7 protein-coding genes are annotated in these 9,381 nt (G+C 60.6%); 6 read left to right on the forward strand and 1 reads right to left on the reverse strand.

Annotation, left to right across the window (positions count from 1 at the left end; genetic code table 11):
• Window positions 1-85: 85 nt before the first annotated feature.
• A complete protein-coding gene (locus EJA71_RS25000; protein WP_158960330.1) occupies window positions 86-1,156 on the reverse strand; it encodes a diguanylate cyclase in 1,071 nt (356 codons plus the stop codon).
• Between the two features lie 191 nt (window positions 1,157-1,347).
• Here EJA71_RS25000 and EJA71_RS25005 point away from each other — a divergent pair, with 191 nt between their 5' ends.
• The 6 genes from EJA71_RS25005 (at window position 1,348) to EJA71_RS25030 (ending at window position 9,125) form a co-directional block, all read left to right on the forward strand.
• Entirely contained in the window at window positions 1,348-2,802 is a 1,455-nt protein-coding gene (locus tag EJA71_RS25005; RefSeq protein WP_158960332.1) for an NAD(P)/FAD-dependent oxidoreductase, read from the forward strand.
• 21 nt (window positions 2,803-2,823) lie between these two features.
• Window positions 2,824-3,750 carry an alpha/beta fold hydrolase gene (locus EJA71_RS25010; RefSeq protein ID WP_158960335.1) on the forward strand — a complete coding sequence of 309 codons (927 nt, stop codon included), beginning with the start codon at window positions 2,824-2,826 and terminating at the stop codon, window positions 3,748-3,750.
• Window positions 3,751-3,885: 135 nt separating this feature from the next.
• Complete coding sequence (gene glcD, locus EJA71_RS25015) at window positions 3,886-5,385, forward strand: glycolate oxidase subunit GlcD (protein ID WP_158960338.1); 1,500 nt, start codon at window positions 3,886-3,888, stop codon at window positions 5,383-5,385.
• Window positions 5,385-6,434 carry a glycolate oxidase subunit GlcE gene (gene glcE, locus EJA71_RS25020; RefSeq protein WP_158960340.1) on the forward strand — a complete coding sequence of 350 codons (1,050 nt, stop codon included), beginning with the start codon at window positions 5,385-5,387 and terminating at the stop codon, window positions 6,432-6,434. The genes glcD and glcE overlap by 1 nt, the downstream gene beginning before the upstream one ends.
• 2 nt (window positions 6,435-6,436) lie before the next feature.
• A complete protein-coding gene (gene glcF / locus EJA71_RS25025; protein ID WP_158960343.1) occupies window positions 6,437-7,657 on the forward strand; it encodes a glycolate oxidase subunit GlcF in 1,221 nt (406 codons plus the stop codon).
• Window positions 7,658-7,745: 88 nt separating this feature from the next.
• Window positions 7,746-9,125 (forward strand): VOC family protein, encoded by a 1,380-nt coding sequence (locus EJA71_RS25030; protein WP_158960345.1) that lies wholly within the window; start codon window positions 7,746-7,748, stop codon window positions 9,123-9,125.
• Window positions 9,126-9,381: the final 256 nt, after the last annotated feature.

Consider the following 9,381-nt stretch of genomic DNA (forward strand, 5'->3'; position numbering starts at 1 on the left):
GAAGGCTGCGATCTTTTGACTTTGCTTTTGAAGATCAAAAGATCGCAGCCTTCGGCAGCTCCTACAAAGGGCTTTGTGGCAAGGCTCAGACCGAGTCGAGCAACTCTTGCCGGGGCTTGTCGCAATTGCAGATCACCCGGTTGCGCCCGCCCGCCTTGGCTTCATACAGCGCCTGATCGGCGTCGTTGAGCCAGCGAGTCGCATCGACATGGGACGGATCCCACGCCGCCAGACCAATACTCAAACTGACCTTCAACGCCGGATTCTGCTCATAGCCCAGCGTGACAAAACGCTCGCGCAACGCCTCCATGGCCTGCGCAGCATTGAACAGCGGCAGCTCCGGCAGAATCACGCAGAACTCGTCTCCACCGTAACGCCCGGCAACGTCGGTTGCGCGCAGGTTCTGCTTGAGCATTTTGCTCAGCTGGCGCAACACGATATCGCCGGCGACATGACCGTAGGTATCATTGATCGCCTTGAAATGATCGATGTCGATCAAGGCAATCGCCGCGCCCTGCTTCTGCCGTTTGCAGCGTTGAAAAGCAATCTCCAGTTGATCCTTCCACGCGCCGTGGTTGAGCAGGCCAGTGAGGCTGTCGGTGCGGCTCAAGGCCAGCAATTCCCGCTTATGGCGGCCAAGGGTGTGCGCCTGACGAAAGCACAGCAAACCCAACGCCAACGGATACAGCATCAACATCGGCAGGCACGCGTACAGTTGCATCGACGAGGTTTGCGGAATGAACGCGGGGGCGAACACCACTAGCCCGACGGCCACTCCGAAAATCTGCGCCGCCAGACCGGCCAACAAAAAACGTAAGCCGCCGATGGCAACGTTGTTCATCGCCATCATCGAAACGGTCGTGGCACTGGGTAGCGGATTGAAATGCATGGCGGCAACCCAGAAGCCGCCGAGAAAGGCGTCGATCAGCAAATTACGGTATTCGGCGTGATACGGCGTGCTGGAATGACGCGCCCATTGGAACGCCAGATGCGGCCAGAGCAGACCGTTGAAGATCATCAGCGCCCAGACCCACAACGGCGGATCGAGCGGGAACATCGCCACGCTCACGCACAGAAGCCCCAAGGCCAGCCCCAGAGTGCGCGATGTGTAAAGCCTCCTGGCCAATGAAAGTCCCTTTCCTCCGGTGTTTCCCATAAGGGCCTCGATCGCTCGACGGAACCTGCATGCACCGCAGGACAGATGTGTTGGGAGTCTATCAGGGCGACGTTAAATAGCCATCACCGGCCAGCGGGCTGAATGGCGCGACATCAGGGCCGCACACAGGGCAAATATTTGGCTATACATGAATGTAGGAAAACGGAAAAACAACTATAAGAAGGAGGCCCATGCAGACTTACCGAGTGTTGATCATCGGCAGCGGATTTGGCGGTCAGTGTGCGGCGGTCAACCTGCTCAAGGCCGGGATCGACGATTTCCGCCTGCTGGAACGAAGGGATTTCTTCGGCGGCACCTGGTGCCAGAACACCTACCCCGGCGCGGCGGTGGACGTGCCGTCGCCGCTGTATTCGCTGTCGTTCGCCTCTTACCGCTGGTCGCAGATGTTCGCCGAACAGGCCGAGCTGCAGCGTTATACCGAGCAGGTAATCGAGCAGTTCGGCCTGCGCGAACGGGTAGAACTGCAAACCAACGTCGAACGCATCGAATGGGATGACATCGAGAAACGCTGGGCCGTGCACACCAGCAGCAAAGGCATCTTCCATGCGCAGTTCGTCATCAATGCCAGCGGGCCGTTGAGCCAGCCAGTCATCCCACAAATCCCCGGCCAGGATCGCTTTCAGGGCAAGACTTTTCACACAAACAATTGGGATCACAGCTACGACTACAAGGGTAAACGCGTGGCGATCGTCGGCAGTGGTGCCAGCGCCGTACAAGTGATTCCCGCGATTGTGCCGCAGGTCGAACAGTTGCATGTGTTCCAACGCACGCCGCATTGGGTGCTGCCGCGTCCCGATCGGCACTTCGGGCCATTCCAGCGCTGGCTGCTCGGTTTGAAACCGGCCTATAAGCTGCTGCGCTGGCTGATCTACTGGCAATTCGAAACCCGGGTAATCGCGTTCAAATACTCGAAACCGGCGATCCGCATGGTTCAGCGTCAGGCCCTGCGCTGGCTCGAGCGTCAGGTGCAGGATCCAGTGCTGCGGGCAAAACTGACACCCGACTTCCTGATCGGCTGCAAACGGGTGCTGATGTCCAACACCTATTACCCGGCGTTGACCCGCGCCAACGTGGCGCTGCACACCCGCGAGCAAGGTGTCGCATCTCTCGATGAAAGCGGAATCAACACGGCAGACGGCGAGCACATCGATGTTGATCTGATCATTTGGTCTACGGGTTACGACGCCACCGACGGAGTAATTTCCTACCCGGTCAGCGGAAAAAACGCCGTACAACTCAGAGATGTCTGGGAGCAATACCCGCGCGCCTACCTCGGCACCAGCCTGCCGGACTTTCCCAACCTGTTTATCGTCACTGGCCCCAACACCGGAATTGGCCACACTTCAGCGCTGTTCATAATCGAATCGCAGATGAACTACATCATCGACGGCATTCGCACCGTGCACGCCAAAGGCCTGCGCAGCATCGAAGTGCGCCCCGAAGCGGAACGTACCTACACTGAAATGATCCACCGGGAGATGGAACGCACGGTGTGGAAGTCCGGCGGTTGCCACAGTTGGTATCAAAGCAAGAGCGGTCATGTGATCGCGATGTTTCCCGGCTTCAGTTTCAGCTATTACCGATTGACTCGGGCGCTGAAACCCGCCGACCACATTTTGTCCTGAACACGTAAAAGGAAGACGTCGATGCTTTTGCTGTTTGTCGCCCTCGCGGTTTTCGTGGCCTGGAGCTGGTTGAGTTATCCGGCGGTCGGTCATTGGCTGTATGACCTGAACATGGCCATCGAGGCCAAGTTGTACAAGCTGCACAAGATCGAAGTGCCGATTGCCGAGATGACGGTGTCGACCTGGCAAGGCGGGCCTTATGAGGCCTCAAGCGCGATTCTGATGCTGCACGGCTACAGCGCTGACAAGAACCTGTGGCTGCGCTGCGCGCGGCATTTCGTCCGCCAGTATCGGGTGATCATCCCGGATCTGGCCGGCCATGGTGAAACCGGCTTCAAGGCCGGCGGCGGCTACGACATTGCGGTTCAGGCCAAACGGATGATTCAGTTGCTCGATGTCTGCGGCGTGGAGAAAGTCCATGTGATCGGCAATTCCATGGGCGGCTACATCGCCGCGTGGCTGGCGGCGACGTACCCAGACCGCATTGCCTCGGTGGCGTTGATCGATCCGGCCGGCGTCACTGCCCCCGAAGTCAGCGACATGGAGCGGCATCTGGCCCGTGGGCACAACCCGTTTCTGATCAACTCCCGCGAGGAATTTCGCCAGTTCTACGCGATGACCATGGAGTCGCCGCCATGGGTGCCCAATCTGGTGCTGGACGCCATCGCGCAACGTTACGAGCAACAACGTGATGAGCTGGAAGAGATCTTCCGCGACTTCCGCGCCAGTCCGCCGATGGAGCCGAAACTGCCTGACATCAAGTGCCCGGCGCTGTTGCTCTGGGGGCGTAAGGATCGATTGATTGATGTCAGCAGCGTGCCGGTCTGGAGCAAAGGCATCGCCAATCTACGGGTCGAGGTCTGGGATCACGTCGGGCACATGCCGATGGTCGAGCAACCCGCCAGCACCGCGCGGCTGTACCGGGAGTTTCTGGGAAATCAGCGATGAAACCCGACTGCGCTCTTGATCGTTCCCCCGCTCTGCGTGGGAATGCAGCCCGTGACGCTCCGCGTCACTGGACGCAGAGCGTCCCAAGAGGCATTCCCACGCGGGAGCGTGGGAACGATCAACAGGGGGCTTGATATGAATATTCTTTATGACGAGCGCCTCGACGGCCCGTTGCCCGAGGTGAACAAGGCCGAGATTCTCAAAGCCCTGCAACAAGCCGTGCCCGACCTCGACATCCTGTGGCGCGAGGAAGAACTCAAACCCTACGAATGCGACGGTCTCTCGGCTTACCGCACCACGCCGATGCTGGTCGCCCTGCCCCGGCGCCTGGAACAGGTGCAAACCCTGCTCAAACTCTGCCATCAGCAAAACGTGCCGGTGGTTGCCCGGGGCGCCGGCACCGGGTTGTCCGGCGGCGCGCTGCCGCTGGAGAAAGGCCTGCTGCTGGTGATGGCGCGCTTCAACAATATCCTGCACATCGACCCCGCCGCCCGCACCGCCCGGGTACAACCGGGTGTGCGCAATCTGGCGATCTCTCAGGCAGCGGCGCCGTTTGGCCTGTATTACGCGCCGGATCCGTCCTCACAGATCGCCTGCTCGATTGGCGGCAATGTCGCGGAAAACGCTGGCGGCGTGCATTGCCTCAAGTACGGTTTGACCGTGCACAACTTGCTGAAAATCGACGTACTGACCATCGAAGGCGAGCGCCTGACGTTGGGCTCTGAGGCCCTCGATTCGCCGGGTTTCGACTTGCTGGCGCTGTTCACCGGTTCCGAAGGTTTGCTGGGGATCATCACCGAAGTGACGGTCAAACTGCTGCCGAAACCGCAGGTGGCCAAAGTCCTTTTGGCCAGTTTCGACTCTGTGGAAAAAGCAGGTCGCGCAGTGGCCGAGATCATCGCCGCCGGGATCATTCCCGGTGGACTGGAAATGATGGATAACCTTGCCATCCGCGCCGCCGAGGACTTCATTCATGCCGGCTATCCGGTCGACGCCGAGGCGATTCTGCTGTGCGAACTCGATGGTGTCGAAGCCGATGTCCACGACGACTGCCAACGGGTGCGCGAGGTGATGAATCAGGCGGGTGCCACCGAAGTGCGCCAGGCCCAGGACGAAGCCGAGCGCGTGCGCTTCTGGGCCGGGCGCAAAAATGCCTTCCCCGCCATCGGCCGCTTGTCACCCGATTATTACTGCATGGACGGGACCATTCCGCGCCGCGAATTGCCTGGTGTCCTGCAAGGCATTGCGCGCCTCGGCGAAGAATATGGCTTGCGCGTGGCCAACGTCTTTCATGCCGGTGACGGCAACATGCATCCGCTGATTCTGTTCGACGCCAACCAACCCGGCGAGCTGCACCGCGCCGAAGCCCTCGGCGGCAAGATCCTCGAACTGTGCGTGGAGGTCGGCGGCAGCATCACCGGCGAACACGGCGTGGGCCGCGAGAAAATCAATCAGATGTGCGCGCAGTTCAACAGCGATGAACTGACCTTGTTTCACGCGGTGAAAGCCGCGTTCGACCCGCAAGGTCTGCTCAACCCCGGCAAGAACATTCCGACCCTGCACCGCTGCGCCGAATTCGGTGCCATGCACATTCATGCCGGGCAACTGCCTTTCCCCGAGCTGGAGCGTTTCTGATGGCGGATTTCGATGCCAGCGGCGCCCTCATCGATCAAGTCAACGCGGCGCGCGCCAACGCCACGCCGCTGAAAATCCAGGGTGGCAACAGCAAGGCCTTTCTCGGTCGTGAAGTCGCCGGTGAAGTGCTCGACACCCGCGCCCATCGCGGCATCGTCCGTTATGAGCCGACCGAATTGGTGGTCAGCGTGCGCGCCGGTACGCCGCTGTCCGAGCTGCTCGCGGCACTGGATGGCGCCGGGCAGATGTTGCCGTGCGAGCCGCCGTCATTCTTCGAAGGTGCGACCGTCGGCGGCATGATCGCCACCGGTTTGTCCGGGCCACGGCGACCATGGTCGGGCTCGGTGCGGGATTTCGTTCTCGGTACGCGCGTGATCACCGGGCTCGGCCAGCACCTGCGTTTCGGTGGCGAAGTGATGAAAAACGTGGCCGGTTATGACCTGTCCCGGTTGATGGCCGGCAGTTTCGGCTGCCTCGGCGTGCTCACCGAAGTGTCGCTGAAAGTCCTGCCCAAACCGCGCCAGTGCCTGAGTATCCGCCTCGACATTGATTGCGCTCGCGCCTTGGCCAGACTCGCCGAATGGGGCCAGCAACCCCTGCCGATCAGCGCCGCATGCCACGATGGCGACAGTCTGTATCTGCGCCTTGAGGGCGGCGAAGGTTCGGTGACCGCGGCACATCAACGCCTCGGCGGTGAACCGTTGGACTCGGGATTCTGGCGGGATCTTAATGAGCAACGTCTGGCATTTTTTGAAGAAGGGCTGCCGTTGTGGCGATTGTCGTTGCCGAACAATCTCGGGCCAGTGGAGTTGCCCGGCGCGCAGCTGATCGACTGGGCGGGCGCGCAACGCTGGCTGAAGTCCGATGCCGAGAACATCCACGTTCTGGCCCATGAACTCGGCGGTCACGCGACCTGTTTCAGTCACGGTGCAACCGATTCACCGTTTCAGCCATTGGCGCCAACGCTGCTGCGCTATCACCGGCAACTCAAGGCGCAACTCGACCCGCAAGGGCTGTTCAATCCCGGCCGGATGTACGCGGAGGTCTAGCCATGCAAACCACCCTCAGCGAGCAATCCCGACAGCTGCCCCGCGCCGCCGAGGCAGAAAAGATTCTGCGCACCTGCGTGCATTGTGGTTTTTGTAACGCGACGTGCCCGACCTATCAATTGCTCGGCGATGAACTCGATGGTCCACGTGGGCGTATCTATCTGATCAAACAGGTGCTCGAAGGTGCGCCGGCGACGGCGCAAACCCAATTGCATCTGGATCGCTGCCTGTCGTGCCGCAATTGCGAAACCACCTGCCCGTCCGGCGTCGACTATCACAACCTGCTCGACATTGGCCGTGCAGTGGTCGATCAAGCGGTGCCACGCCCCGCCGCACAACGTCTGCTGCGCGAAGGTTTACGGGCACTGGCGCCGAATCCGGGGTTGTTCAAAGGCTTGCTGCGCATGGGCACAACGTTTCGCCCGCTGCTGCCACGGCTGTTCGAAAGCAAACTGCCGCAGCACTTGCCGATTAGCGGGTTACGCCCTGCCGTTCGGCATGCTCGCCGCGTGTTGCTGCTTGAAGGCTGCGTGCAACCGGGGCTGTCACCCAATACCAACGATGCGACGGCGCGGGTGCTCGATCGACTGGGAATCAGCGTCACGCCGGTGAGCGAGGCTGGCTGTTGCGGGGCGCTCGACTATCACCTCGACGCCCAGGCAAAAGGCCTCGATCGCGCCCGGCAAAACATCGACGCCTGGTGGCCTCACCTGCAAAACGGCGCCGAAGCCATCGTGCAGACCGCCAGCGGTTGCGGCGCTTTCATCAAGGATTACGGGCATTTGCTGGAGGACGATCCGGCCTACGCCGCGAAAGCCAAGTTGATCAGCGAGCGGACTATCGATCTGGTGCAAGTTCTCGCGCAGGAACCGTTGGAACAGCTCTGCGCCGCGAGTGAACGGCGGATTGCCGTGCATTGCCCGTGCACCTTGCAGCATGCGTTGAAACTCGGCGGCGCGGTAGAAGCGCTGCTGACGCGCCTCGGTTACAACCTCACCGCCGTGCCGGACGGGCATTTGTGCTGCGGCTCGGCCGGGACGTATTCGCTGACACAACCGATACTCGCCCGGCAACTGCGCGACAACCGCCTCAATGCGCTGGAAAGTGGTCGCCCTGAATTGATCGTCACCTCCAACGTCGGCTGCCAAAGCCATCTGGCCAGCGCCGGTCGCACACCGGTCAGGCACTGGATCGAACTGGTGGATCAGTCGTTGGCAGAATGAAGTTCGTAGGATTCTTCGTTTGCCCGCGTGGGCGAAGGCTGCGATCTTTTCGTCTATCCATTCCGTGACCGTGGCAGGAATTTTTTTCATGACCGTGCAGCCGTTTGTCAGCCCTGACCTGATCCGCCAACGCTTTTCCAAGGCGATGTCCGACATGTACCGCGAAGAAGTGCCGCTGTACGGCGCGTTGATGGAACTGGTGGAACAGACCAACCGCAGCGTCCTCGACCGCGACACGGACATTGCCCAGCAATTGAAAAGCACCGGCGAAATCGAACGGCTGGACATGGAGCGCCACGGCGCGATCCGCGTCGGCACCGCCACCGAGCTGGCCACCCTCGCCCGCCTGTTTGCGGTGATGGGCATGCAACCGGTGGGTTATTACGACCTGACCCCGGCGGGTGTGCCGGTGCATTCCACCGCGTTTCGCGCGGTGCATGAAGATGCGCTGCAGATCAGCCCGTTTCGGGTTTTCACCTCGTTGCTGCGTCTGGAATTGATTGAAGATCCTGAGCTGCGTGCCTTTGCCGAATCGGTGTTGGCCAAGCGCTCGATCTTTACTGAGGCGGCGTTGCGACTGATCGCGCAAGCAGAAACAGCCGGCGGCCTGAACGAGGTCGACGCCACGGAATTCGTCTTACAGGCACTGGAGACTTTTCGCTGGCATCACAGCGCAACTGTCACTGCCGCGCAGTACCAGACGTTGAGCGCGCAACATCGCTTGGTTGCCGATGTTGTAGCGTTCAAAGGCCCGCACATCAATCACCTGACCCCGCGCACGCTGGACATCGACCGCGTGCAGGAGCAAATGCCGGCAAATGGCATCACCCCCAAAGCCGTCATCGAAGGACCGCCGCGCCGGCAATGCCCGATCCTGCTGCGCCAGACCAGTTTCAAGGCGCTGGACGAGCCGATCGCCTTCACCGACCAAAGCGAAACACGCGGCAGCCACAGCGCGCGTTTCGGCGAAATCGAACAACGGGGCGCGGCCCTGACGCCCAAGGGCCGCGCGCTGTATGACCGTTTGCTGAACGCGGCGCGGGATGAGCTGGGCGAGTTTCCCAATGAAGGCAATGCCGCACGCTACAACGCGCTGATGGCGCAACACTTTGGCGAATTCCCTGACAGCGTCGAAGGAATGCGCGAACAAGGGTTGGCGTATTTTCGCTATTTCGCCACGGAAAAAGGTCTGGTCGCAGGTGGTCTGGGTAACGCTTCGCTCGAGGATTTACTACGCGACGGCCATGTGAAAGCAGAGCCGCTGGTGTACGAAGACTTCCTGCCAGTGAGTGCGGCGGGGATTTTTCAGTCGAACCTTGGCGATGCGGCGCAGACGCATTATGGCGAGCATTCCAATCGCCAAGCCTTCGAGAAGGCACTGGGCCGGACAAGCATTGATGAGTTGGGCTTGTACGCCGAAACGCAGCAGCGTTCGATTGAGGAATGTCTGGCCGCGCTTTCCCGCTGACAGCCAAAAAGATCGCAGCTACAAAAAAATGCATTCCAAATGCAGGAGCTGCCGCAGGCTGCGATCGTTTGATTTTGAGGCGTGCGCCTCGGCTCGATAAAGGCCTTGAGCCATACTGCGCAAGAAGTTGCGCAGTAGCATCGAGAAAAACGCCGCCAACACCGCTGAAACCCTCGCCGCTCAAGGCCTGCAGCCAAGTGCGCAAGAAGTTGCGCAGTACTGCGCAACTTCTTGCGCACTTGGCTGCAGGCCTTGA

This window comes from Pseudomonas sp. PB106 (assembly GCF_009764645.1).
GTDB lineage: Bacteria > Pseudomonadota > Gammaproteobacteria > Pseudomonadales > Pseudomonadaceae > Aquipseudomonas.

Excerpts from the sequence above, each read along its gene's own strand:
- glcD (WP_158960338.1), top strand. The coding sequence starts at position 3,886 with ATGAATATTCTTTATGACGAGCGCCTCGACGGCCCGTTGCCCGAGGTG.
- EJA71_RS25010 (WP_158960335.1), top strand. The coding sequence starts at position 2,824 with ATGCTTTTGCTGTTTGTCGCCCTCGCGGTTTTCGTGGCCTGGAGCTGG.
- EJA71_RS25030 (WP_158960345.1), top strand. The coding sequence starts at position 7,746 with ATGACCGTGCAGCCGTTTGTCAGCCCTGACCTGATCCGCCAACGCTTT.
- glcE (WP_158960340.1), top strand. The coding sequence starts at position 5,385 with ATGGCGGATTTCGATGCCAGCGGCGCCCTCATCGATCAAGTCAACGCG.
- EJA71_RS25000 (WP_158960330.1), bottom strand. The coding sequence starts at position 1,156 with ATGGGAAACACCGGAGGAAAGGGACTTTCATTGGCCAGGAGGCTTTAC.
- glcF (WP_158960343.1), top strand. The coding sequence starts at position 6,437 with ATGCAAACCACCCTCAGCGAGCAATCCCGACAGCTGCCCCGCGCCGCC.
- EJA71_RS25005 (WP_158960332.1), top strand. The coding sequence starts at position 1,348 with ATGCAGACTTACCGAGTGTTGATCATCGGCAGCGGATTTGGCGGTCAG.